At 44.2% G+C, this 25,211-nt stretch carries 18 protein-coding genes and 1 other annotated feature; all 18 genes read right to left on the bottom strand.

Annotated elements, in window-relative coordinates:
* Positions 1-42 precede the first annotated feature (42 nt).
* The 18 genes from Psch_RS03370 to Psch_RS03455 all read right to left on the bottom strand — a co-directional run bounded on the left by Psch_RS03370 (position 43) and on the right by Psch_RS03455 (position 25,209).
* Positions 43-696: a flavodoxin family protein gene (locus tag Psch_RS03370; RefSeq protein ID WP_190239117.1), complete on the bottom strand. Its 654-nt coding sequence runs from the start codon at positions 694-696 to the stop codon at positions 43-45.
* Positions 697-942: 246 nt separating this feature from the next.
* Entirely contained in the window at positions 943-1,737 is a 795-nt protein-coding gene (locus Psch_RS03375; protein WP_190239118.1) for an ABC transporter ATP-binding protein, read from the bottom strand.
* Positions 1,738-1,754: 17 nt separating this feature from the next.
* Positions 1,755-2,648 (bottom strand): ABC transporter permease, encoded by an 894-nt coding sequence (locus Psch_RS03380; RefSeq protein ID WP_190239119.1) that lies wholly within the window; start codon positions 2,646-2,648, stop codon positions 1,755-1,757.
* A gap of 135 nt (positions 2,649-2,783) precedes the next feature.
* Positions 2,784-3,725, bottom strand: a complete 942-nt coding sequence (locus tag Psch_RS03385; RefSeq protein WP_427910085.1) for an ABC transporter substrate binding protein — start codon at positions 3,723-3,725, stop codon at positions 2,784-2,786.
* 113 nt (positions 3,726-3,838) lie between these two features.
* Positions 3,839-4,087: a binding site (T-box leader), on the bottom strand.
* A 67-nt stretch (positions 4,088-4,154) separates the two neighbouring features.
* Positions 4,155-4,730: a uracil-DNA glycosylase gene (locus tag Psch_RS03390; RefSeq protein ID WP_190239121.1), complete on the bottom strand. Its 576-nt coding sequence runs from the start codon at positions 4,728-4,730 to the stop codon at positions 4,155-4,157.
* Position 4,731: 1 nt separating this feature from the next.
* Positions 4,732-5,511 carry a DUF72 domain-containing protein gene (locus Psch_RS03395; protein ID WP_190239122.1) on the bottom strand — a complete coding sequence of 260 codons (780 nt, stop codon included), beginning with the start codon at positions 5,509-5,511 and terminating at the stop codon, positions 4,732-4,734.
* 2 nt (positions 5,512-5,513) lie between these two features.
* A complete protein-coding gene (locus tag Psch_RS03400) occupies positions 5,514-8,549 on the bottom strand; it encodes a DNA polymerase III subunit alpha (protein WP_190239123.1) in 3,036 nt (1,011 codons plus the stop codon).
* A 347-nt stretch (positions 8,550-8,896) separates the two neighbouring features.
* Positions 8,897-12,199: a UvrD-helicase domain-containing protein gene (locus Psch_RS03405; RefSeq protein ID WP_243123941.1), complete on the bottom strand. Its 3,303-nt coding sequence runs from the start codon at positions 12,197-12,199 to the stop codon at positions 8,897-8,899.
* A gap of 336 nt (positions 12,200-12,535) precedes the next feature.
* Complete coding sequence (locus Psch_RS03410; protein WP_190239125.1) at positions 12,536-12,868, bottom strand: hypothetical protein; 333 nt, start codon at positions 12,866-12,868, stop codon at positions 12,536-12,538.
* Between the two features lie 276 nt (positions 12,869-13,144).
* The gene (locus Psch_RS03415; protein ID WP_190239126.1) at positions 13,145-13,447 is read right to left on the bottom strand and encodes a type II toxin-antitoxin system RelE/ParE family toxin; all 303 of its coding nucleotides are present in this window, start codon (positions 13,445-13,447) and stop codon (positions 13,145-13,147) included.
* Positions 13,434-13,706: a type II toxin-antitoxin system Phd/YefM family antitoxin gene (locus tag Psch_RS03420; protein ID WP_134218353.1), complete on the bottom strand. Its 273-nt coding sequence runs from the start codon at positions 13,704-13,706 to the stop codon at positions 13,434-13,436. The genes Psch_RS03415 and Psch_RS03420 overlap by 14 nt, the downstream gene beginning before the upstream one ends.
* A 56-nt stretch (positions 13,707-13,762) precedes the next feature.
* A complete protein-coding gene (locus Psch_RS03425) occupies positions 13,763-14,137 on the bottom strand; it encodes an HD-GYP domain-containing protein (RefSeq protein WP_282432446.1) in 375 nt (124 codons plus the stop codon).
* Positions 14,138-14,241: 104 nt separating this feature from the next.
* Positions 14,242-15,522 (bottom strand): S41 family peptidase, encoded by a 1,281-nt coding sequence (locus Psch_RS03430; protein ID WP_190239128.1) that lies wholly within the window; start codon positions 15,520-15,522, stop codon positions 14,242-14,244.
* Entirely contained in the window at positions 15,509-17,461 is a 1,953-nt protein-coding gene (locus tag Psch_RS03435) for an FtsX-like permease family protein (protein WP_190239129.1), read from the bottom strand. Before Psch_RS03435 ends, Psch_RS03430 begins: the two co-directional genes overlap by 14 nt.
* Positions 17,448-18,212, bottom strand: coding sequence for an ABC transporter ATP-binding protein (locus Psch_RS03440; protein WP_134218349.1), 765 nt, complete (start codon positions 18,210-18,212; stop codon positions 17,448-17,450). The genes Psch_RS03435 and Psch_RS03440 overlap by 14 nt, the downstream gene beginning before the upstream one ends.
* Before the next feature lie 151 nt (positions 18,213-18,363).
* Entirely contained in the window at positions 18,364-19,407 is a 1,044-nt protein-coding gene (locus tag Psch_RS03445; protein ID WP_190239130.1) for a sensor histidine kinase, read from the bottom strand.
* The gene (locus tag Psch_RS03450) at positions 19,404-20,093 is read right to left on the bottom strand and encodes a response regulator transcription factor (RefSeq protein WP_190239131.1); all 690 of its coding nucleotides are present in this window, start codon (positions 20,091-20,093) and stop codon (positions 19,404-19,406) included. The genes Psch_RS03445 and Psch_RS03450 overlap by 4 nt, the downstream gene beginning before the upstream one ends.
* A 424-nt stretch (positions 20,094-20,517) precedes the next feature.
* Positions 20,518-25,209 carry a hypothetical protein gene (locus Psch_RS03455; protein WP_190239132.1) on the bottom strand — a complete coding sequence of 1,564 codons (4,692 nt, stop codon included), beginning with the start codon at positions 25,207-25,209 and terminating at the stop codon, positions 20,518-20,520.
* Positions 25,210-25,211: the final 2 nt, after the last annotated feature.

Below are 25,211 nucleotides of genomic sequence, written 5' to 3' on the forward strand. Positions count from 1 at the left end.
CGGCTGCTTTTTAATAAATAAGCAGCCGCTTTTTTATTTTCGTCAACTAATACTTTGACGGGCGAACTTTACCCCCATCTCAAAGGCTTTTTGGCAGTCCACGGGGAAGACTTCTTTCCGTCTCTTTGCCTTCTCTTCCACATTGAAAGCTGACGTCTCATATTTGGAATAATCGTCAAACTGATATGTATCGGTAACAAATAGCGCTTCCGATGCACCAAAAGTTCTCTTCATTGCCATTTCCGTTCCTTTGAGATTCTGCTGGTATGCCATCTCCTCCAAACGTCTCTGATTCACATTCATTGTGTAAATAAAACCTGTCGGGATTCTCCTTTTAAAAAGACTGGAATAGTTTGCATCATACACCAGGTACTGAAACATTAACCGCTCCAGGAAGGATCTCATCCCGCCCGTTGTCACCCCAAAGTATATCGGTGAACCCAGAATAATGGCGTCGGTTTCTTCAACTTTTTCAAGAATTGGTTTTAGATCATCATCTACAACACACCTGCCATAACTTTTACCGCCTTTCAGCTTACAGGCAAAACAACTGATACAGCCCTTATAATTGTAATCATAAAGATGGATAAGCTCTGTATCAGCTCCTTGCGAAGCGGCGCCTTTAAGCGCGTGGTCAAGCAGCGTCGCAGTATTCCAATTTTTTCTCGGACTCCCGTTAAAGGCAATAACTTTCATAAAACGACCTCCTGGAGCGATATTTTTGAATAGCCAATCCTTCCTGTTGGCATAAGAATCTCATTAAACACTTTCAAGACAGTTTTTTTCAAGTTAGTCTCCTGACTTCCATGCCGGCAGTCGGGCCATCATTTTTCGGGCCGCAACTTCTTTGATAATATCGATCGGTGCTTTTTTTAATGACCCTACCGCTATTATATCATAATGATAGTATAATGATGCCAGACAGCGCCAACTTCAATGGCATCAACCGAGCAGCATTCTGTCATTATCAAGCATTGAGCCGCTTTTCTTGCCAAAAAGTTCAACCAGATCTTCCACCGTCATATCTTCTCTTTCTTTCCCTTCGATATCAAGTATTATTCTGCCATCGTGCATCATGATAGTCCTTGTGCCATATTCCAATGCCGCCTTCATATTGTGGGTAATCATAATCGTACTAAGCTTCTGTTCGGCTACAATGTCCCGTGTAAGCTGCAATACCTTGCTTGCTATGGACGGGTCCAAGGCAGCCGTGTGTTCATCAAGCAATAACAGCTTCGGCTTGACGATGGTAGCCATGAGCAGCGTAAGGGCCTGGCGCTGCCCTCCCGAAAGCAGCCCGACCTTCTGCTCCATTCTATCTTCTAATCCCAGTTCCAAAAGTGACAAGCGCTCTCTAAACAGTTTCAGGTCGTTCTTTCTTATCCCTGCTCCCAGTCCAACGGGCTTACCTTTTGCATACGCTATGGCCAAATTTTCCGCAATGCTCATATCATAGGCATTACCTTTCATCGGATCCTGAAACACCCTGCCCATATATCTTGAACGTTTGTACTCGGGGCTGAAGGAGATATCGATTGAGTCTATCATTATTTTTCCACTGTCTATACCATGCACGCCTGATATGCAGTTTAACAGAGTAGACTTTCCTGCTCCGTTTCCACCAATCACAGTGGTGAACTCGCCTTCACCGATGGAAAGACTGATATTATCCAAAGCCAGCTTCTCATTGACGCTGCCTTTACCAAATGTTTTGCTTATTTTTTCGATTTTTAACAACAGGGTTGCCCTCCTCTTTAGCTTCTTGCGTCCAATCTCTTTTTCATAACTTCAAAACCATCTTTTATCGTAGACATAGATAGTGCCAAAGCTACTATCACCGCTGAAACAAGCTTCAGATCTGTTGTCGGCATACCGAGTTCAAGGGCAAAGGCGATGACCAATCTATAAATGATAGAACCAAGTATTACGGCAATAAGCCTTTTGAGCAGGGTCTTAGTCCCGAATATAACTTCCCCTACAATGACAGAGGCCAGACCAATAATGACCATACCGGTTCCCATGCTGATGTCGGTAAATGATTGATACTGAGCTATAATCGATCCGGATAAAGCCACCAGTCCATTGGATATAGCCAGACCAACAAGTATGGTAAAGTCCGTATTCACACCGAGAGCCCTCACCATTTGGTCATTATCGCCAGTTGCCCTCAAAACAAAGCCTAGTTTGGTTTTAAGGAACAGAAACAGAATTACTAGAATAACCAGTAATATACCAAAAGATATGACTATTTTCGTATAATCATTTAATAAAAAACCTTCAAAACTGCTGAAGATGGTAGCCATATTAATAAGTGGTATATTCGCTTTGCCATGCATTACTTTTAAGTTTACGGAATACAAGGCCAGCATGGTCAGTATCCCGGCAAGAAGCGGCTGAATCTTTAATTTGGTATGAAGCAGCGCAGTTATACAACCGGCTCCGCAGCCAGCCACAAAAGCCAGCAGCAATCCTGTGAACGGATTGCTGTTTGTACACATAACCGCCGATATGGCCGCACCCAGGACAAAGCTTCCGTCCACCGTCAGATCGGGAATATTGAGCGTCCTGAAGGATATGAAAACACCCAGGGCCATTATGGCATATATAATTCCTAATTCTATGGATCCTTGAAACACCGTCAAAGACATATCAAACTACCCCTTTAAAATACTTTAGTCAGCACACAATAGCCTTATTAAATGCAATAAAGAATTTACACCTCTTTTGGATTGTAAATTCTTTATTGCTGCTTATCAGCTCAATTTGTTCTGCTGCTTATTTTTTTAAAAAACCTGTGCCGCCTCTTTTAATACGTCTTCGGGTATGGTTATACCTATTGCCTGAGCGGTATCCTTATTTAAATATATATCCATCTGATTCATTCTTTTAACCGCCATGTCCCCGGGCTTTTTGCCATTCAGTATTTCTATGGCCATGTCCCCTGTCTCTTTGCCAAGCACCGTATAATTTACGCCACAGGTAGCAAGCCCGCCGTCCTTAACCATTGAGTCGGCTCCCACATACACAGGTACCTTAGCCTTATTGGCAACCTGGGCAACTACAGGCATGGCCGATGCAACAGTATTGTCAATTGGTGAAAATATGGCATCCGCTTTTCCAGCAAGAGATTGTGTTGCCTGCTGCACCTCAGATGAATTGGTAACTGTCGCTTCCACAACAGTCAGTCCATTATTCTTAGCATATTCTTTTAATTCATTGATTACTGAGATAGAGTTGGTTTCACTTGAATTATACAAGGCTCCGACAGTTTTGATATTAGGCGTAATACGTTTTGCCAGCTTCATGATCTGTTCTGCTGATACGGCATCGGATGTACCTGTAACGTTGCCACCCGGCTTATCCAGGCTTTTTACCAGGCCTGAGCCGACTGGATCGGTACAGGCTGAGAAGAGAACCGGTATATCCTTTGTTTCACCTGCTGCGGTCTGCGCTGATGGGGTCGCGATGGCAATAATCAAATCATATTTGCTGTTGGCAAACTTCTGGCATATGGTTTTAAGGTTGGTCTGATCACCCTGCGCGTTCTGATAATCTATGGTAATATTTTCTCCGTCCTTAAAACCTTTGTCAGCCATTTCCTTTATTATGTTTTCTCTTATTGTGTTCAGTGACGGGTGTTCAACTATCTGGACGATACCGATCTTTTTCTTTGCGTCACTTGTTTTTGGGGTACTGCTGCTTTGATTCTTTGAACACGCCGTCATGGTCAACATTGCTGTAACCATCATACAAATCGTTAGGACCACTGATAACAACCTCTTCATTGAAACTCCTCCCTTATCTTTTTAATTTTTTAAATAAAAACACCTGCCCTCTGAATAAGGACAGGTGTAATAACCTGCGGTGCCACCTTGATTGATGCATTGAAACTCCATTTCAATGCATCCTCTTTTGCAGGGCGCCAACACACCCCTCACCAATAACGCCGGCTGCGCGTCGTAAGCTACTAAACTTTCACTCCGCCCTCAGAGGCCCATTTGTCTGCCCCAATGCCTGCCAGGTTTCCATCATCCCCGGCTCTCTATAAAGCTGGTTTGCAGTTTTACTCCCTCTTCATAGGTTTAATGGAATAATACCATATGAAAAATACACCGTCAACTGCTTTTACAGACTATGATAATACTAAAACCGTCCTATTCCAAGCCTCTTAACACCTTTCCCACCTGGAGGAGATCTTTCTTAAACAGCTCTTTTTTCTCTTCGTCGTGAAAAATCGCAGCAGGATGATAGGTGGGAATCACCTTTGTACCATCCTTTTCTCTCCACTCTCCCCTGATTTGGGTGATCTTGGCCTTCGGCTCAAGAATCGCCTGCACGGCGATGCTTCCCAGACATACGATGACTGCCGGGTGTATCAACTCAATTTGCCGTAACAAAAAGGGCAAGGACTCTTTTATTTCCGCTTTTCCTGGTGTCCGGTTACCGGGAGGCCTCACTTTTAAAACATTGGTGATATAAACATCCTCCCTGGCTATTCCCGCTTCCTCCAAATATTTATTAAGCAGCCTCCCTGCATTCCCTACAAAGGGACGACCTGTTTTGGCCTCCTCTTTCCCTGGCGCTTCCCCGATCAGCGCCAGGCGGGCAGGTTCCGGTCCTTCGCCGAACACAATGTTTTCCCCCGGCGCCGGCAAAAATATACGCAAACAAAGGTTTTTCAATGTTTCCATATCTGTTATGGTCTCCAGGCTAACCGTCCTGCCCGTCATTTTAAACTCCCTCCTTCTCCAGCATCTTTTTCAGCATGCGCCCGTTGATCACAGCCTGGGCCCGGTAATGATTGTTCATACTGACAAAAGTCTTTTTTGTCTGCCGGAGAAGTTTTAAAATCCTGGGGAGCCAGTCCTGCAATTCCTCTTCTGTATATAAATAATCGTAGCGTTCGTGGGTTTCCTCATGGCGCCACCATTTTTTGTAATTGCGTCCATGGAAACGCACATACCCAATGGAACCGGTGGCCCTGATCACAGGTGGAACTAAGGTTTTAAACTGGGGTTCATCGACACAAACATAACCTAATCCTTCTTCTTCCAGGAGCTCAAAAGTTCTTTCGTTAATCCACTCTTCGTGGCGAAATTCAACGACAACAGGGATGTCTCCCAGCTGCTCCTTAAACTCTTTCAAATAGTCCGTGTTCTCATCCCGGTCCCGGAAGCTGGTAGGAAACTGGGCCAGGATACAGCCCAGTTTACCTGTTTCAATCAGTGGTTTTAGAGCTTCTTTAAAATCGCTGAAATGCTGGGCATTGTCTTCCCGTTTATGGGTCAGTCCCCGGTAGGCTTTAATCACGAATTGAAAATTGTCAGGAGTTTTTTCCTGCATGTGATAAAGCATAAAGCGGTTAGGGAGCCTGTAAAAGGTTGTATTTACTTCCGTGAAAGCAAATTCCCGGGCATAAAAACTGAGCATTTCTTTCTTGTCGATATCTTCAGGGTAAAAGATGCCCCGCCAGTCCTCATAACTGTACCCGGCGGTACCGATCAAAAGCATAGTTACCCTCCCATGGCTTTAATTTTTTCAGCGACAATATGCAAATTCTTGTCCTCTGAATGGAGAATTCCTTCTACTATTATGCCCTGTGGATTTAATTCATACAGGCAGGCCTTGTATGTCTTGGGATATAAACTCACTTCCACCATCCCGGAATGATCCTGAAGAACAAGAAACAGGACATATTCCCCGTTCCCTGTGGGGTGACGCCTGCTGTGTATAATTGCGCCACAAATTCGAACCCGCTTATTCTTTTGCCCCTCACATAAGGTATCAATGGGAGCTATTTGATAGCGTTTTAAAAATTGCCGCCACTTATGGGAGGGGGGTTGCACCAGGGAAAATCCCAACAACAATTTTTCCTTTCTCCTCTTTTCACTCGCGGAAAAATCTTCGATTGTATCGAGGGATTCACCGGCAAAAAGACTGTTTTGTAAAGAATTTAGCGAGAAAATCATTTGCCGCCTGTTGTCTCCCAAACTGTCACAGGCGCCTGCAGCGATCCATCCTTGCAAAACCGGCCTTTTAACACCATAGGCTTTCATCCTTTTAACCAGTTCCTGAAAAGAGGTAAAATGACCGTCTTTTTGGCGGGAGCATAACAGGGAAGCCACTGCTTCCGGACCGGATCCTTTGATGGCATCCATTCCTATACGGATCCCCTCTTTCTCCGGCAGGAAGCCAAAACCACTGCCGTTCACATCTGGGACGAGCAGGGGAATCCCCATTTTCACAGTTTCCCGGAAATACACTCTTTTGTCGTAGTATCCTCCTTCCAAACTTAATAGGGCTGCCATATATTCTTTGGGATAGTGGGTTTTTAGATAGACAGTCCAGTAAGAAATATAAGCATAGGAAACACTATGGGCTTTATTGAAACTGTAGCCGGCAAAGCGGGCTAAAAAATCAAAAACAGCGGCAGCCTCCTCTTGCGAGCGGCCCCGTGCCATGGCCCCCCGGACAAAGCGCTGGCGGTGACGGGCCAAACCCGCAGCGGATTTTTTAGCAAGCACACGCCGCAGGGAATCGGCTTCCCCCATGGAATAGCCGGCCAATACATGGGCGATTTGCATCACCTGTTCCTGGTAAAGAATAAGGCCGTAGGTCCGTGAAAGTATCTCTTCCAGTTCGGGAAGGAGAAAACTACTTTTCTCCTGGCCGTGCCGCCGGCGCAAATAAGTTTCAACGATCCCTTCCTGCCAGGCCCCGGGCCGGTATAGGGCCAGCAAAGCCGTAAGATCCTCCAGGTTTTGCGGTTTCAGCCTGCGCATCAGGCTCCGGATTCCCATGCTTTCCAACTGAAAACAACCGAGGGTATCCCCCTTTTCCATGGTACGGAAGGTATCCGGATCATCCAGAGGAATATCTTTAACCTCTATTTCCCTTCCTGTAAGATTCCGAATGGTCTGGAACGCGCCATTAATCACACTGAGATTGCGCAAGCCCAGCAAGTCTATTTTCAATAAGCCGAGGGCTTGAATGTCCTCCTTGTTAAAGGAGGTCATCAGGGCTCCATTGGGTCTATGCTGCAGGGGGATGACGCCGGCTAACTCTTCATGCCCGATGAGAATTCCCGAGGGATGGGCAGAGTGATTGCGGGGTAATCCTTCCATACGTTGGGCATAGTGAAACAGGGATTGATACGGTTCCTGCCTGACCGGTAATTTCCGCAGTTCAGGCAGCTTTTCCAGGCAATGCCGGATTCCACCCTGGCCGGTAAAGGGAGGAAGAAGCTTGGCCAGAAGATCAATGTGTTCCTCCGGCAGCTTCAAGTATTTTCCCGCTTCCCGAATCGCCCCCCGCGTACCGAAGGTGTTTAACACACCGATATGAACAACCCGGCCGGCTCCGTACTTGTCCTTGATGTACTGCAGTATTTCCGGGCGCCTCACCTGACAGACATCCAGGTCAATGTCCGGTAAATCAGCCCGATCCGGGCTTAAAAAACGTTCAAAAGACAATTCATGCACAAGGGGATTGACCTCCGTGACGCCTAATAAATATACCACTAGACTTCCTGCCGCCGAACCTCGCCCCGGACCAACTGGTATTTTGCTTTGCCGGGCAAATTTCACCATATCCCAAACGATAAGAAAATAAGAGGCCAGGCCGCGAGCAAAAATCACAGCCAGCTCCTGTTCCATCCGCTCCATAACTTTCTGCTGCTCCCCGTCACTTAAGGCCTGCAAAGCAAAACGTCTGTGCAAACCTTCCAGGCAAAGATGTTTTAGATAGGCTTCCTCGTTCCAACTTTCCGGCACTGGAAATTGGGGCAGCCTGTAACATCCAGGGTCCAATCTTACCTGGCAGCGCCGGGCAATAATGCCCGTATTGGCTAAAGCCGCCGGAAGGCCACAAAATTTTTCCTCCATTTCCTGGGGGGAGGGAAAATAAAAGGGCCTTGCCGCTGTTTGTTGAGTCTGGGGGTTATTTTGCAGCATTTGAAGCAGAGAGGCGTCTTCGGAAACAAGGTAATGCGCATCATGGGTAGCCACCAGGGGAATCTCTGTTTTCTGAGAAAGTTTGACAGTCCGCTCCATGATCATACGCTCATCAGCCAAACCGTGATCCTGCGCCTCAAGATAGAAGTTTCCCTCCCCGAAACACTTTGCATATTCACGAGCCTGCTCTTCCGCCAGATCCATCTCTCCCCTGGCCAGTAAACGATAGATGCTTCCGTTTCTTCCCCCGCTCAAGGCAATCACATCCCCGGGAAAAGGCGGCGGTGGGGAAAAACCATTGTTCAACCATTTAACGATCCGGGCATACCCACTGTTCGTAGCAGCTAACAGAATGAGCGATTCTCCCGCGTCATTAACCTTTATTTCACAGCCAATAACAGGATGAAGGCCATATTTCCGGGCCAATTCATAAAAGCGAATGGCTCCGTCAATTCTGCCCTTATCTGTGATGGCCAGGGAATTCATACCGAAAGACTTTGCCTTTTGGATTAACTCTTCCAGACGGCAAGTGGCCTCCAGAAGACTGTATTCCGTATGAACATGCAAATGTACGAACCCTGTGACTTTTACTTTCATTACTATACCCCTCAAATAGAACATTTGTTCTTATCATACCGGGGTAACCGCACTTTTGTCCATTGGATATTGTTGGTAGAAGTTTTCATGTGCTGTTTCAATGCTTCGCAATACACTTCCGTCGGATAAATATAAAAATCGCCAGCCCTCAAGCTGACGATGTGAGGATAACGCTGTATTCTATTGATTCATTGACACAGCAAGCCCCGCTATCATCGCCGCAAGACAGATGATTGTTGAGGGAGCCGAATGTGTCAAGCGGCGAAAAAAAGACAAAAATATATTTGAAAGGCGAAATTTATTAGAAACGGACAGGTTCGCAAACCCATGTGTCGGTTTTAGACGGGTTATTCAAAAAGAGCGGCTTGCTGGTATTGAGGCGTTTGCTTGGGCGTAAAAGCATGCTCTCTTATCAGGTGCTTTTCGGATAGGTCGGCAATAAAAAGGGATGGGGTACGGTAGGTCAGCAGGATAAGTTCATCCCGGGCCCTGGTCATCCCGACATAAAACAGCCGTCTCTCCTCATCCATATTGCATTGAAGGCGGCTGTTCCTTAAAGGAATCCTTCCATCGGTGACTCCGCAGATGAACACGACGGGAAATTCCAGGCCTTTAGCGGCGTGGATGGTCATTAAGGAAACCGCATCCGGCGAATAGACTTTGCCGCCGCTGCGGACTACATCACTTTCCCGGCCCAAAATCAGGTTTTGCATCAAGGAAGGCATTTGGGTATACATAACAGCGGTATGGGAAAGCAATGCCATGGAATGGCTATCGGACAGGTTATGGTCGTCAATCCAGGAATCTATGATTTGCTTCGGCTTTTCCTTCCGAATGATTGGTGCATACTTTCTCAGCATCTCCAGGAAATTCCCGGGTTGGTCCGGTTGTTCCAGGGGCAGTCGAATCTCTTCCATGATTCTTGCCAGAGATGCCAGGCTTTTATTCCCGGCCGTATAACTTTCAAAAATTTTTTTGTTCAGGTCTGCCGAATAGCTCTCTTCTGCTTTCAGATATCGCAACAGGGAAACCGTATCCCCGGGGTTGAGCAGAAATTTGAAAAAAGCAAGGGCATGGCGCACCGGCTTATCTGTCAGGAACTCCTCCCGCCCGGCCACCACATATGGAATCCCCTCTTTTAAAAGACATTGCTCCAAAATTCGCGCCTGGTGATTGGTGCGGTATAATAAGGCTATATCGGAAAAGCCTCGGGGATGTTTGGCTCCGATTCTTTTGGAACGGGATGCCGATAGCGCCTGGGTATCCAGCATATCGATACCGCCGACCATCCGGTTTATTTCCTTGGCCACAAACAGGGCTTCAGAAAACTCATCCCTGGCATCTATCAGACGTACTCTGCTGCCCCTTGCCCTGCCGGCCTCCAAGAAAACCCCGCGCTCCCCGGCATTTTTCCGGGAGATTAGCGCTTGGGCGCAAGCGATGATCTCGGGCGTGGAGCGGTAATTCTGCGTCAGCCGGACCTGCTGGAGTCCTGGAAAATCATCTTTAAACCTTGCAAAATAGCGCAGATCCGAACCCCGGAAACCATAAATCGACTGGTCCGGGTCGCCGATAATAAAAATACTCTCGCTTTTCCTGCTCCATGCTTTAATCAAGCGGTATTGAATCTCGTTGACGTCCTGAAACTCATCCACAAGCAGGTGGGAGAAAGGGTTTGACACGTTCCTGCCTGCGGTATCCTCTGTGCTTCCACCTTCAAACTGGTAAAGGACCTCCAGGAGGATATCGTCATAGTCCATTACCCCGTAACCCTTAAGTTGCGCGCAGTATGCATCGTAGACCAGGACCGGGGGCACACCGTCGCTGAGGGGGCCTCCCTTTTTTTTATCTCCCACCGGGGATATACCGTTTTTAACCAGCGATATCCCTTTCATGACATCTCGAGGGGAAAGCTCCAATTTCATATCCTTGACGATTTCCCCGATGATGGCCAGGACATCCTCCTCATCAATAATCGTCATGTTATTTTTGCCCTTCCATTGGGACAAAATTTGCAGGCTTATGGAGTGAAAGGTCCCTATGGTCATGGCGGCCGTTGTCCGTTTTTCCCCGAAGTGCCTCTCCAACCGGACACGCATCTCCTGGGCGGCCTTATTGGTAAAGGTAACGGCAGTGATCTGGTCGGGATGGACACCACATTTTTCAACCAGGTAGATAATACGGTATACCAGTGTTTTGGTTTTGCCCGTTCCAGGGCCGGCCATGACAGCAATGGCTGGGCTGGGGGAGGAAACGGCTTCCCACTGCTCTTTGTTCAATTCATAAGACGTTTCCACGGGAACCGCGGTCTTTGTATCCTCGCGGCCCCTGAACGAAACAGCATCCTCTAGAACCGGCAGCAACACGGTTTCTTGCCGGGCCGAAGCCTTTTCAGCCGCAATCGTTTTGGATATTGATGGACTTGGCAGTGCATCGCTTTGATCGTTGAAAATGTATAGCTGACCGGAAAGCCGCTCGATTTCGCTTTTGTCCATGACTGTAATTTTACCGTATTCTCCGTCAAAACCGGGTTGTATGTCGATCTTGCCGCACCTCAGCCTGCGGATACCCTCAGCGATCCAGGAGCCGGCTACCAGTTCAATATCGGGCAGCGTTGCCTGGCGGAGTATAAACAACTCCGGTCCGATGCTCCGGATTAAATTCTCGTATGTTTCCTTCACCTTTTTGCTGGTGACCGTACAACCGATCGAGGAAGCGATGATCTCCTGAAGAGGAATCAGGCTTTCAAAATGCTTGGCCGCCGGTGCTACAAACCCTTCTTCCCGGTCGGCCATGGCTTCAACCCGGTGAAGCACGCCCACTGTAATTCGACCGCCGCAGACCGGGCATATACCTTGCGCAGATATTGTCTCCGCAGGCTTCCAGCACACCTTGCAGTTTCTATGCCCGTCATAGTGGTATTTTCCTTCTTCCGGAAAAAACTCTATGGTACCGAAAAACTCTTTTGTACTGCGGTTGTTTAATGCCTGCAAGATACTTTGATAAGAAAGCGCGGTATCAAAAATATTGGCTTCTCTTCCTAGGTTGGCGGGGGAATGGGCATCCGAGTTGGAAACCAGCGTAAAGCCATCCAAGGCGGAAAGGCGCCAATTCATGGGAGGATCTGAGGAAAGGCCTGTTTCGAGGGCATAAATATAGCCGGTTAAATCTTCAAAGCACTCTTGAATGTGATCGAATCCGGAATAAGCGCCGTACAGTGAGAAATGCGGGGTCCATATGTGAGCAGGTATCAATATAGCCTCCGCGCACATATCAAGTACGATCTCCAGCAAGTCCCTGCTGTCCAGGCCCAATATGGGCCGACCGTCAGAGTTCAAATTGCCTATGGCCTCAAGCCTGTGCGATACCAACTCAGCATGTTCCAGGCTGGGTAAAAGGATCAGGTTGTGGACTTTTCTTACTCTGCCGTTCTTTTTGTATATGGAACTGATTTCGCCAGTGACAATAAATTGAGGCTTGAGGCTTCCTCCCGCCACCAGATCCTTTTGGCGGAAATCATCCTTGAGAATATAAAGGCCTTCGCCAGTAGGGACCAGCTTTTCTTTTAATTCCTCACGCCAGGCCGGATGCGTGAAATCGCCTGTGCCGATAACGTCAATTCCTTTGCGCCGCGCCCAAAATTCGAGCATCTCAGGTACACAATTCTTACTGGTGGCTCTTGAGTATTTTGAATGTATATGAAAATCAGCGATAAACATCTAAAAACACCTGTTTTCTATATTGGGGCGTATGGGGAAAATCTGTAGCAAAATCCTCCCGTCGTATGGGCACTGCTTTTAAAAACGTCTGCCAGTCGTTACTGTTGTTCATTACTCATTTATGAAAAATCAGAAGTTAATATAATTATAGCACAAATGTTAAAATAAGGTCGAAAAACTGTTTCTTTGCTGCAGAATAGAAAATGCCGTAGTCGCTGTGCGAGGCAGAGAAATGCTCAACTGCCGATAGCACCATTACGCAAGGATCTATAAGGATTTTCGTAAACAATCTGCCGTAATTGTTTCTCCATTTTTCAACATCTCCAATGGCGTCCCTGTAAATACAACTTGTCCACCATTTTTACCGCCCTCTGGGCCAAGGTCGACAATCCAATCGGCGGCTTTTATAACCTGCTGATTGTGTTCCACTACAATTACAGTGTTTCCGGAATCTGCAACGCGGTTCAAAAGTGTAAGAAAATTGTCAACATCCATTGGATGCAATCCGGTCGTAGGCTCGTCCATCAGATATAAGCTGTGCTTGCCTGTATTGTTAATCAGTTCTTTTGCCAATTTTAAGGTCATCATACCTGCGGCCAATAACGAAACCTACTCCAGCGTATACGACCGCAGCCTGCTTTACATTGCCTGCACTCGAGCAATGCACCGGCTGTCTTTGACATATACCGGCGAGCTGACTCGGCTAATTGGTCCATAATCTACTTCTTCATGCTGTACGGCAGATTGCTCTGCTTCAAGCTGGGAGCAAATACCCGGCGCGGAGAAAACCGTATTTGTCATACAGGTCCGCCTGAATGGTCTTTCCGTCGCCTGCCTGGCAGGGTAACTGTCTCGTCGGGTTTGGTTTTGTAATTTTCATAGCAAAAATTCATATTGCCTTCGCCTATATAGTATTCGCCGTATTTGCACTGTTTTACCACTTACAACGTAGAACACTACATAATTATGCACCACCAGCATACGGTATTGTTTTGCTCGAAGCACAGTATTTTTAGCAAGGGGACAACACATTGGCATTTGCTCAAGAGAAGCGATGCTATCAACAATTTCATCATAGATTTTAAGAGCAGCCTGCGGTGAAAGCTCATTTAGATAATCAGTAATATCCTTTAGATCTTGCTCAGCCAAGGGAAATATCTTCAGTTCATACTTTTCCATGAACATAAGCCCTGAACTTTTTTGCCACTTCAAAAAAGTCCTTTCCCTCTGCACCGTTTGCAATCTCAGCCTCAGCTTCAGCCAACTTGCTATAGAGTTCAATTAAAGCCTGTTGTCGCTCATAGGTTTCTATGCTCATCACCACCATGTCACCTACGCCGTTCTTTGTTATGAAAACAGGCTCGCGTTCTTTATGGCAGAATTCGGAAATCTCGTTTGCATTATTGCGCAAATCAGAAATGGGACGTATATTTGGCATATCCCTCACCCTTCTCAATATTTATGTATTTATAATATCATAATTTTGAGAAAGCCTCAATCCCTCTTGCACCACAGATTACCAAAGCTGAGGCTTTTATTGGTCATCATCTTAATAAAGATCGGAACTAAAGTAGGATCAAACTGGGTTCCTGCTTTGAGACAAAGTTCATGTAGAGCTTCGTTTATAGTCTTGGCGGGTTTATAAGGCTGCTGGTGGGTCATGACATCAAAGGCGTCTAAAATGGATATGATACGCGACAAAAGAGGAATCTCATCTTCTTTAAGTCCCTGGGGATAGCCTTGGCCGTTCCACCATTCATGGTGATATAAAATGATATCGGCCAGATGGGCAAATTCTCCGGACGCGTAAGCAATTCGATAGCCAATTTCGACATGTTTTTTCATAATAAACCATTCTGATTCATTTATTTTGCCTTATTCCTATAATAATCGTAGCAATGCCAATGCCTGATAATATTAGTTCTCAACTATAGAAAATTATTCCAATGATAGCGTGCGAGCACTTGAAGCACTCAATTCTGCTTCACTATCCACTCCAGCACCGGATCAGTCCCTTCCAGGTAAGCGGCAAAAGTCTCTTCTATCACCTTATCCGGCTCCAGCGTGTTGACATCCTGATCCAACCAATGGAAATACTTCGTCGAATAACGAACCGGTTTTTCACTGTTCGGCAGTTTGAATTGTTTTACCTCTCCGTAGTGGTTCGGCTCACCGCCGGTCGCTTCTCCTACAAGATAGGCCTTCGTATCTTTCTTTAAACTGATCGCATTCAGAATAGCAGAAGAGAAAGTGTCTTTACCGATGATCACATAAAGCTTGCCATGCTTGTTAAAGCTGCTGTTTTTCACTTCTCTGATCAAAGGGTCCAGAATAGTCGAGATACCGCCGCGGTTTTCCCTGATATCAATAACAAGCTTGTTCACTTCATGGCTTTGAACAAAATTCCAGAATTCCTTGTCAAAGATTTCAAACGGCTTTTCTCTCATTTGGCCGCACCTGCTATAATTCAAATAAATGACTTTCTCGTCCTTTAAATATTCATACCAATAATTTTCGTCTGGATGGCTCCGGTATAGCGGAACAGATACTTCCGGCTGTTCGGCGGCCATATAGTCTTTATAACTAACCGGTTTCAGTTTGACCGTTTGCCTTTGGCCGTTTTTCAGTTCCACACCCAGTTCGATCTCATCTGCCTTGCTTAAGCCATAATATTTGAGAACACCCGGCATTGGCAGATAATAGACGATTTGAGTTTTAAACCAGCTTTCATTGGCCCCCGCTAGTAAGGGCCTGAGCGTATTGGCCGCTTCTTCGATTTTTTGGCCGTTCAGGGTGATGATTCTGGCATTCAGCAATTCCTGATATTCTTTGCTTGAACCCGTAATATAGATACCTTCGGCAAACCAATGAAGCTCCAGCGGGTACCGGTATTCCGAACCGATACTTGATCCGGTATGGGTATCACCGATACCGGCCAGAATAACGCTTAAGGCGATCTCGATCTGTTCGTCCGAATAAGCGGGAACCTTTTTCTTCAGCTCTTCCAGCTGCTGGTGGAACTCTTGCTCGGAAAGGTGAAAATACAAATTCTTATGGACTTTCGGCAGCGTTTTTTCCAGATAGGTGATATCGTTCACCCAACGGGTTTCCCTGTCTTTGGCCAGGTAAGGCTTGGTTGAAGGGACACTGCCGCAGCCCGTCAGCGAAATCATAAGCGTAAATATCAGTAGAAAGACAAGAACAAAAGGGACGCTTGCCAACCGGCAGTTCTTTCCACAATTAGAATGATTCATAATTCTCCCACCTCTTTACCACCATATCACGATATTTCTTGCATATAAAAAGATAGAAACCTGTCATGGCCAGGATCAAAACACCAACTCCTGTCAAGATACTGCCGGTAAATTGATAATGGATACACGATTCCAAGGCTTTAATGGCCATAGTTCCATGCAGGATTCCCAATAAAACCGGCAGAATAAAGGCAATACCTACTTGGGTATAAATACTTTTGGCTATTTCCTGTTCCGTCACTCCGATCTTCATCAGGATCTTATATTGTTCCCGGTCCAGGATGGCGTCGCTCAAAATCTTGAAATACATGGTACTGAAAGTAGAAATCATAAAAACAACGGCCATCACCAAGCCCATAAAATAAAAGGCCCCGATCAGATAGTACTTATATTGATATTGACCGGCATAGCTGTTGAGATTATCACTGGGGTTTTTTATCACCCCGGCGATTTTTTTTACCAAGGACATGCTGTCCTCCGGATCGGTAATATTGATCCCGTACATCGTCATCTCTTTACCGTCTTCTTTTAATTCATTGTATTGGTTATCCGTGACGATATAGGTATCATTATGGCCTATACCCTCCAGTTCACCGATAAACGGAATTTTCATCACTTTTTTCAAGTTATAGTCCCTACCCTGAATAACAAAGTCCTGTCCGATATAACTGACACCCGAAAAAACCAGATTGGAATGCAAGATACTTACAGTTTCATTATCATCAAGTTCAATTTCTTTTAAGATTTGCTGATAATTCTCAGGCCAGATGATCATCAAAGATTTTTTTACTTCGGAAAAACTGGTAATTAAACATGTTTCAGTACGCTCGCCTTTGCCATTATTATAGGAAACATTACCAGTCAGAAAATGGGACTCATGCTCGGCCAGAATCTGATGCGGCGATGCTTGAATCAGCGCTCTGATCTTTTGGTTCGTAACCTCGTCCTGATCGTAATAAGTAATGCTGTAAGGCGCTTCGACTGCCGTATTGGTGTCGGCAAAATACTTTAGGGCCAGGCTTCCGCTGAGGGCAGCCAAAGTTGCGGCACATAAAATCGCTGTCATGGACAGGCTCCGGTAATGCGTGCCCAGCCGGAATAACGTATTGCTAAAGCTTATAAGTCTTGATTTTTTATAAATAACTTTTTTCTTTTGAATCAGCGCGTTAAGGACAATCGCCAAAAAGCTGCCGAAGAAAAAATAGGTGCCGCAGCAGATCAGGATCAGGATTAAAATACTAGTCTGGAAAAAATCAATTGGTAAATTAAACGGTAAATCAAGAATATTCAAAGCCAGATAATAGGCCGCGGCAATGCAGACCACACCTGCGATGCCGCCAATCCATCTTATCTTAGGCAGTCTTTGTTCTTTTTTGGCCGCGTTCAGGATTTCGATCAGCTTGCTTCTTCGAACCATCCGGTAATTCTTTATGCCCATCAAAAGAATAATAAAGGCCAGGATTAAGAGCAGCGTGCCGATCGCCTTGAGCGGGATATAAAATGGAATCTGAGTGTCCAGAATCATCGCTTTGCTCAGTAGCATAAAAAAAAGCTTGGAAAACAGCAGGCCGAGAGGCAGGCCAATGATAACGGCTGTTCCCCCGAGCAGGATACTTTCCAGGGCAAAGACCGTTCCGATTTTACTGCCGGGAATGCCCATCAACATATATGTTCCGATTTCTTTGTAACGCAGCTTGTAAAAGAAATTATTGGCATGGAACATAAAAGAAAATACAGTCAGAAATAGGATGATACTGCCCAAGGAACTGGCTACTTTCGCAAAGACGTACTGCTCATTGAGAACCTCTAAGTAAGGGTTAAAGTTGACCGCCAGAAAATTATAATAAATGGCCGTCGTCAGGATAAGGACCATAAGATAAAACTGGTAGAGTTTCAGGTTATTCTTAAAGAGCAGCCAGGAGATTTTAAAGGCGTTCATTCCTTTCACCCCCTAACAAGGCCACCATATTTAGAATCTTTTTGAAGAACTCTTCGGCGTTGCCGTTTGTTTCCAACTTACCGCTGATCATCCCGTCTTTTAAAAACATTACCCGGTCACAGTAACTGGCGGCGGACGCATCATGCGTGACCATTACCACCGTTGTCCCGTATTGGTTTTTGACGTTTTGGAAACAAGCTAAAAGTTCGGAAGCTGATTTAGAATCCAGCGCGCCGGTAGGCTCGTCGGCAAACAGTATTTTGGGTTCATTGACCAGAGCTCGGCAGACTGCCGCTCTTTGTTTTTGCCCGCCCGAAAGCTGGTAGGGATATTTGTCCAACTGGTTATCGATGCCGAATAACACCGTCAACTCCTGGACTTTACGTAAGATTTCTTCTGCTTTAATATTATTCAGCGTGAGGGGCAAAGCAATATTATCCCGGATTGTCATATTATCCAACAAATTGAATTCCTGAAAGACAAAACCGATGACATCCCTGCGGAACAGGGCCAGTTCCCTTTCCTTGAAAGCCCCAGTTTCCCTGCCGTCGATTATGACCGTTCCTTCAGTCGACTTGTCGATGGTGGAAATTATATTCAGTAAGGTCGTTTTCCCGGAACCGGACGGTCCCATGACGGCGACAAACTCCCCGGCGCCTATCTCCAAACTGACCTCATGCAACGCCCGGCAGACAACGCCGCGCTGACCGTAAAGTTTGGTCAGATTATTTACTTTAATCATCGAAACCATGAACCTTCCCCCTTGTCATCTACCCATCCTGTTATGAACAGAACCGATACATTAATGGACGTAATCGATGCTTTTATTCTAGTATTCCTTCTGCTCCAGTTCCATCGGTTTTGATGACATTTCGGAAGTCAAATGTGACTTTTTTGTCATTTTAGAGTCGCTGGCGCTGCATGTAATCAGACAGCTTATAAAAAGATAAAACAAATTCGGTATACACCCCTTGCTCACTCTGTATGTTCAGCCCTATTCCCAGGGTATCGGCCATTTTTTTTGCGTAGTACATGCCCATTCCGGTGGACTTGGTACTGTTTCGGCCGTTGCTGCCGGTAAATCCTTTGTCAAAGACACGGCCGAGTTCCTCTTTCGGAATACCGATGCCGTTATCTTTCAGACGCAGATGGTAACCCCATTCATCTTCCTGACCGCTGATTGTCATTTCACCGTTTTTCTCCGTGTACTTGGTGCTGTTATTGAGGATTTGCGAAACGATATAATGGATCCACTTTTTATCGCTGATAAAATGATACGGCCTGATATTGCTCTGAATATTGATACTCTTCGCGATAAAAAATTCGGCGTTATCGCCGATAGCTTCTTTAACAACCTGTTCCAGGTCAACATTTTCCGATATGATATCCTCGCTGTAATGATTGGCTCGGGTGATCGATAAGGCTTGATTAATCCGGAATTTCATCTGTTCGATCTGAAATAACAATTTGTTGGCAATATCCGTTTCATTTTCCAACCGGTTTACAACCATTTCACTGACGGAAAGGTTCACTTTCAAGTCATGGACGGTCTGGGTCAGATAATCTTTTAAATCGTTCATCCTTTGCCGGTAATCGTTTTCTTTTCGGCTGAAGCCGTTGTTTTTATATTCCAGCAGTTCTTTCATCAGACTGATTCCCGGGACACTTTTTCCTGCTGAGGCTGAAGGGCCACGGAAAAGCCAGTCGATGTCCAGGCCCCCGGCCATTGTTTGCCTGATTTTCGTATAGGCTTTATTCAGCCGCCGATAATGAAAGGTATACCCCGCAGCGGCTACGAAAATCATAAGTAAATCCAGATAAAAAATCTCCCCCAGAGTTTTCGCCAGGGGAGTGCTTGTCAATAAAATCAAATTGACCAGGATAATAATACCCGCCTGACTGGCTATCCATTCCCACTGTCCCTTGATATAAGCTATCGTCTTCATAGAATCACATACCCCATTCCTTTTTTGGTCGTGATAAATGACTGAAGTCCCAGTTCCTCCAGCTTAAGCCTGACACGATTGACATTAACGGTCAGGGTATTTTCATTCACATAGATTTCATCATCCCATAAACTCCTCATCAAGGCTTTCCGGGTGACTATTTTCCCTTGGTTTTCCATAAGGAGTCTTAGAATCTTCAGTTCATTTCTAGTCAACTCACATTTTTTATTATCATAGACCGCCGTCGCTTCCTCCAGATTAACAGTCAGTCTGCGGCAGCAAAGAACATGGGATTCCTGGAAACTATACTCATAGGTTCTGCGGATGACTGCCTGGAGTTTCGCCACTAAGACGGCATTGTCAAACGGCTTGGTCAGGTAGTCGTCACCGCCGTTATTCATTCCCATTATAACGTCCATACTGCTGTCCCTGGAGGAAATATAAATGATCGGAACAGCGGAAATGTCCCTGATTTTCTTACACCAATAAAAGCCGTCAAAGCTTGGGATATTGACATCCATTAATACAACATGCGGCTGTACGGTCAGAAACTCATCCAGGATGTTATCAAACATTTCCGCTATCTGGACTTCGTACCCCCATTTCATCAGCAGCCGGCAGATCTCATCGGCCAACATCCCGTCATCTTCAACAACATATATCCGGTATCGTTCTTTGGTTATCATCTTATTTTCCTCATACACTTTATTTTTATCTTTAGCTTAAAGATCTGAATAGACTCAGCAAAATTCTGTTACCCTATTAAAATTACATCCAAATTAACCGTACAGCTACCTCGTAATACGTTGTTGATGTAATTCGGATGTACTATTATTTTAGGATATATAGTATTTTTTCGCCATACATAGAAACTTTGTTTTTAAAATCGGCCAGGATTTAGATATAGCTGTTATACAGATTCCCACTCATATTTTTGACAGCATAACACAAATTTCCACATGCCTTGAGGATACAAAAAAGATGCCGTGTGAAGCTGGTGGGACCTTGGCGGACAGCTCTATTTTAACTACAGTTGTTAATTACATTTTCGGCAAATGATATATCATTGCCGAAAATGTAATGGAAGCTACAGCTGGTCCAATATCTAAGCTAAAACTTTATCCGCTTTTTCTCTTGTGCTTCAAGTTCAGCAAAGAATTCATTAAGTGCTTCTTCGTTACGTTCTTTAAGTACTACGATGCCATGTCGACTAGGTGTATTGATTACCCGTAAGAGCAGGCCAAACTCACTGAGATAATTACGCGAACTACTCCTTGGCGTAATACTAATAATTTTCTTCCCGAGTTTTTTCAAAACCTGAAATACAGTTTGAGCTTTTAAGGGGTCCAGATTGGCATCCCATTCATCAAGCAGTAAATATCCACCGCTCTTACCTTCCATTTTCTTTTCTTCTTTAATGCTAAGAATAGAATACATCATCATAAGCGATACAATTGCATGTTCACCGCCAGATAAACCACCACGCTCGGTCACCACCCTCATCTGTTGTTCATGGGTCTTTTTAAACCACATAACTAGCCGGCGATGGCCACCGCCCTCTTCTTTATTGCGATATTCGAGTTGAACCGTGTAGTTCATAGGAACGAAAACTTCATTCAGTCTTTCAGAAATTGCCCGGATAGAACTGGTAATGATACCTTCAACCGTTCTATAATCGGACTCAACGATGCCTCTGAAAGAGGCAAGTTCCTCCTCAAGTCGTCGTTTGTCACGCATATTCTTCTCAAACTCTAGTTTTAGAATTTCATAGTCTTTCACTGCGGACTCTTTAATTGGCCTCATCGTCAGGGTGCGTAATTGCTTTAATGAGTGATTAATAACCAGACGGCCCTGAGTATATTTTTGTTCTTCAATAATTTCCTGACTTTCAAGGTTGAGTAATTCCATAAACTCATCGAAGCCTGGCATATACTCTTGTTGGACAGCTTCGGAAAACTTGCCATTATATAGAAGACGAAAAATCGGCAAACAATCTCCCAACGTAATCTGCGAAAAGTTATCTTCACTAAGGCGCCGGTAATCGTATTCTTCATCTAGTGTCGGGGTAACGTCTTTTTTAAGCTCCTCTAATTGCTTCGTTAAAAGATTATTATCCTCATTTAGTTTTTGAATAACACCGTCGATATCTTTTAATTCCTTTTCAACCGGGGCAATTTTGAGTTGGATTTGTTCAAGCTGTTGACGATACTCTTCTTGCTTAGTGGCCAGATTATGGAATTCTTGCAGTAGCTTACGATGTTTCTCCCGTTCCACCTTTAATTTTTCAAGTGCAAGCTCGTATTGATTTAAAAATTCAAAATCGATTTCCTGGTGCTTGTTAAAATACTCCTGGTATTGTTCCAAACTCTTTTGAGATTTCTCCTGATTTTCCTTTAACTCATTTATCTTCTTTTCCAAGACTCTAATATCTATTGAACAGTTATTGGTCTGATTGCGCAGCTCTGTAATGGACTCTACTAGCTGCTTCTTTTCAGGCATACGATCAACTACTTTTTGGGCGTCTACAACTTTAACGCGTTGCTCTTCACGCCGCGATTTTTCAAGTCTGAGGTTTTCAATTTCCTTAGTTAGGTTACCACTATCAGTCAAAATTGTGTTAAGCTGCTGCTCATAAAGATATAGATTTTCAGACTTCGCCTGAATTTCCTCCAGAGATAAAACACCATCATTTTCCACTAAAGAATTCTCGATATTGAGATAAAAAGTTTGCCGGGAAAAGTATCTGTCAAATTCATTAATCCATTGTTCAATGGTTCTTAAAAGCTTATCCTTTTGCACATAGCTCTGCTTGAGAGATTCGAGCTTGTCTTTTTCCTGCGCCAACAATGCAAGCCAAACTTGAATATCTGAATTGACTTTCTCCAGCTTTTCTTGATTTACCTTGTACTCAGCTAATTTTGATTCTAGTTTTGCTATCTGAGCAGTGTTAGCTTCAAGCTTACTCTTTGTCTCTATCTGCAGTTTTTTGCTACTTTCAAACAACTCAATCTGCTCTTTTAACTCTGTCATTCTTGTAAGGATCTCATTTAATTCAAATGACAGGGTTGAAGTTTGTTGATCATACGCTTCTTTAAATACATCTTTAACTGAATTGATTGTTTCCTGAAACCCGCGGCATTTCGCTTCCTCCGCTTGAAGACTCTCTTCGTTCTTACGATACTCTTCAAGATTTTTTCCTAATTGAGCAGCTTTTTCTGTTAACTCGCTTAGTTTGGAAAGTAAATTATCGATATCGTTCTTTTGGGCTTCAAACGTTGATGTAATTTCTTGTTGTTCAGAAGAATGAGTACTTAATTCAATGATTCTTGCTTCTTTCGTAGTGATTTTTGCCCGCAAAATAGCCTTGGTATATTCTATGGCAGCAGCACTGAGAAAATAGCTTACATTATCAGGATCATACCCTCTTATTCCAATGTTATCTTTAATAAGTCCGTTTTCTCTGAGGTAACCGCTGATTTGTCGCAGCCATGAAACTGCTTTCTTGGCATTGGTGGGATTAATATTGTTTTTGAACGAAAGGCCAAACGGTAAAGGCTCTATAGAATTGTCCGGTGCATACTCATTCAATGGAACATGATAGTGCCCGGAAAAAGGGAACAAATCTTTTTCGTCTGCATCAACCAGGATAGTATATTTTAAGAGGGATAAATTCTTCTCTTTCTCTTGATTAAGTTCACTATCCTTAAATTCGAAAACATCTTGAAAAGCATATGTTTTAAAACCCTGCTTAGCCATCGACTCCCGTTGAGAAGAGTCAAATATTCCTTGGTCAATTTTCACAAGTTGATCTTTTAACTCAACTATTTGTTGAGTTACCCGTTCCGTTTCCAAATTTAAATCATTTTCTATTTTCCGAGATTCTTTGATCTTTTGCGCATATTCCTCTGAACTTAGAGGGTATTTTTCTAACTTTGCTTGAGTGTTTTTTTGCTCGGTATAAAGATCGTCCATCGACTGCTTGGTCATATCTATCTGAGTTTTTGCTTGTTGAAGCCCGTCTTCGATTTCTCGTATTTGCTTTGCTAATTCTTCGCCCGTTTTCTTAATACTGTGATATAGACCGACCACCGCTGGACCATTCTGCTCAATAATTTCTTTATAACCCTTTTCCTTAACATTAAGATTCTCATTTTCATTGGTAAGGGATGAGATAGTAGCACTCAATTGTTCAGCAGATTCCTTAGATAATTCATTTTCCAAGATAATCTTGTCCCGGTCTAACTTCTGGAGATCGTCGTGGCATTGCTTAATCTGGGTTTCTTCCTGAGTGATTTCCTTTTGTAAATTTTCAGTATCCTTTGCCAATGTCTTTTTATGAAAATCAAGTGCCATAGCAATTAAGGTTAGTTCCTTTTCAATTCTTAATCTATCGTTCTCCTTATTTGAAAGTGCTTCTCTTTTATCTTCAATGTCCAGCACAATACCTTCAATCCATTCCTGAAGAGTAGCTACGTCCGGGTTTTCTTCAAGGATGGATTGAGCGCGAGCGATTTTTCCTTCGAGTTCCTCTTTCTCCGACTCTAAAGCTGCGATTTTTTCTTCAAATTCTCTCTTGGCCTTTTCCTTATTGGTTGACTCTAATTCATTTTGTTCAATCACTAGTTTAGTCGTTATTAAGTCCGATTGCAGTTTTTCGATCAATCTTTGCAATTCTTCAACGCCAAGTTCCTTTTGCTTAAGGATATCGAGAAATTCTTTAATTTGATGGTACTTACTCTTGCCTTCGTCAATTTCATGTTCAAGATTCGATACTGATTGGCTTACGCTCACCATTTGTTCATTGACTTTCTGTATTTGAGACATACATTGGTCAGAATCTGTCTGAATTGTTGCCTTTTGCTTCAGAATAGCATTCAATTCTTCTTCGACTTGAGCTTCCCGGACATTCTGTTCATTTAAGGCGTGCTCATTTACCGAAACCTTACCTTTGAGCACTTCGGTAGTTTTCGTATGGTAGTCAATGAGCGCATTTAATTTATCGACAAAATCAGCGGAGCCAGCCATGAGTTCCTCATCACGCCGTTCCTTCTCCTTCTTGTCAATTTCTTTATTCCTGAGATCGAGTTCCAATTGTAAACAGTTATTAGAAACGATTTCAACATCCTTCTCTTTCTCGGCTTGTTGCTGAATCATTCGATCAAGGTTCATAATGCTTTCTTCAATACCCATCATACGTGCGAATTGGTTGAAGCGCTCAACATCTTTAATCTGGGTAAATTTACTGGTCTCCCCTTGTTTCCAATACAAAAGATATTTGTCCGGAGATATGCCCAAAGCCTCGATTTGTTTCCTATACTCGTCCAATTTACCGTACTTATCATTTTTATTACTATACACATACTCGCGGGCAGTTTTTAATTCTTCAATCGAATCTGATTCTTTGATCGTAAAATATTTAGAGCGTATTCTGGGCTTTTCATGTTCTGTGATTCCCTCGAAGCGAGCGTTAATCTCGATAAACATCTTATTATCTTCAAGTGACCCGTCATTATAAAATATCAAGCGTCCTTTGAAGAGCCAAGGGTTCTCGTCAGAGTACGCTTGACTTGAAGAGATTAGATCAACTGGATCCGCTTCATTAACATCAGCGTTGAGAATGCAAACAAAAACAGCAGCAATGGTAGATTTTCCCGTACCATTCAAACCGCCAATCAGGACGTTATCCTTATAATGGTTGGCGATTTCAGAAATGTTTTCAAAACCTTGAGGATCGGCAAAATAGACCGATTGCTTCTTGAATTCCCGGGCGTTTTCAAACGTCAATTCAATGGGATAGAGCATCT

Source organism: Pelotomaculum schinkii (genome assembly GCF_004369205.1).
GTDB lineage: Bacteria > Bacillota > Desulfotomaculia > Desulfotomaculales > Pelotomaculaceae > Pelotomaculum_C > Pelotomaculum_C schinkii.